Source organism: Cellulomonas bogoriensis 69B4 = DSM 16987, assembly GCF_000767165.1.
GTDB classification, from domain to species: domain Bacteria; phylum Actinomycetota; class Actinomycetes; order Actinomycetales; family Cellulomonadaceae; genus Actinotalea; species Actinotalea bogoriensis.
The window spans coordinates 1-1,013 of the sequence record NZ_AXCZ01000357.1; the positions used below are offsets into that span (position 1 = coordinate 1).

Below are 1,013 nucleotides of genomic sequence, written 5' to 3' on the forward strand. Positions count from 1 at the left end.
GACCCCGTCCGCGGCGAGGTCCTGGGCGGCCTCGGACGCGATGCGGTGCAGGGCGGTGACGGTCTGCATGACCGCCACGGTGTGCTCGAAGGTGGTGAGGTACTCCACGAGCGACCCGGCGGAGGCGGTGGCGGTGAACCAGGCGGCGAGCGCGTCCGGGGCGTCCGCGGGGAGCCGGTGGCCGATCTCGTCGGCGAGCTCCAGGAGCGTGGTGGGGCGCAGACCCCCGTCGAGGTGGTCGTGCAGGAGCACCTTGGGCAACGCCGTGATCGTCTCGAGGGTCAGGGGCGGGGGCACCGGTCCACGCTACTGCGCCCCGGCCCGTGGCAGGTTGCCGCGGGCCGGGGCGCGCCGTCGGGACACCCGATCGGCTCAGATCTCGACGTAGTCGTCCGAGGGGTCCTCGGGCAGGTCCTGGGCCTGCTCGACGACGTCCGGCTCGTTCGCCTCGTCCCGCAGGTCGGGCCGGGGTGCCGCCGGCTGGTGCTCGGGCTCCACCGGCACGGTCTCGCGGGTGGAGTCGGGGACCTGGGAGCTGTCCGGTGGCACGAGTCCCGCGTCCGCCCACGTGCTGTCACCTGGCGTCGTGCTCATGGCGCTCCTCTCGCTCGTGCCCGCCGTCGGCGGGCCCATGAACCCGGCCCGCCGACGGCGGGCCAGGACGTACCCATGGTGACCCGGGCGGCGGCGTCCTGCCACAGCGCGGGGACGGTCGCCGGTGGGAGGAGTCAGTCCGCGGCGACGCGCTCCAGGACGAGGGGGCGCTCGGGGGGCCTGGACCCCTCGGGGGCGATGACGACGGCGTCGGCCAGGGCCTGCCGGGCGCGGTCGAACCGTTCGGGGGTGTCGGTGTGCAGGGTCATGATCGGTTGGCCTGCCCTGACCAGGGCGCCGGGCCTGGCGTGCAGCTCGACGCCGGCCCCCGCCTGGACGGGGTCCTCCTTGCGGGCCCGCCCGGCGCCCAACCGCCAGGCGGCGACCCCGACCGCGAGCGCGTCGAGCCCGACGAGCAC

At 76.1% G+C, this 1,013-nt stretch carries 1 protein-coding gene and 2 pseudogenes; all 3 read right to left on the reverse strand.

The annotated features are described in order from the left end of the window. A pseudogene (locus N869_RS15375) lies at positions 1-297 on the reverse strand (adenosine deaminase); the annotation flags it as partial. A 75-nt stretch (positions 298-372) separates the two neighbouring features. After that, a complete protein-coding gene (locus tag N869_RS15380) occupies positions 373-594 on the reverse strand; it encodes a hypothetical protein (RefSeq protein ID WP_035063129.1) in 222 nt (73 codons plus the stop codon). Between the two features lie 134 nt (positions 595-728). After that, positions 729-1,013: pseudogene (locus N869_RS15385) on the reverse strand (thymidine phosphorylase); the annotation flags it as partial.

Bases quoted from the DNA above. Each gene is read 5' to 3' on its own strand.
- N869_RS15380 (WP_035063129.1), bottom strand. From the start codon at position 594: ATGAGCACGACGCCAGGTGACAGCACGTGGGCGGACGCGGGACTCGTG.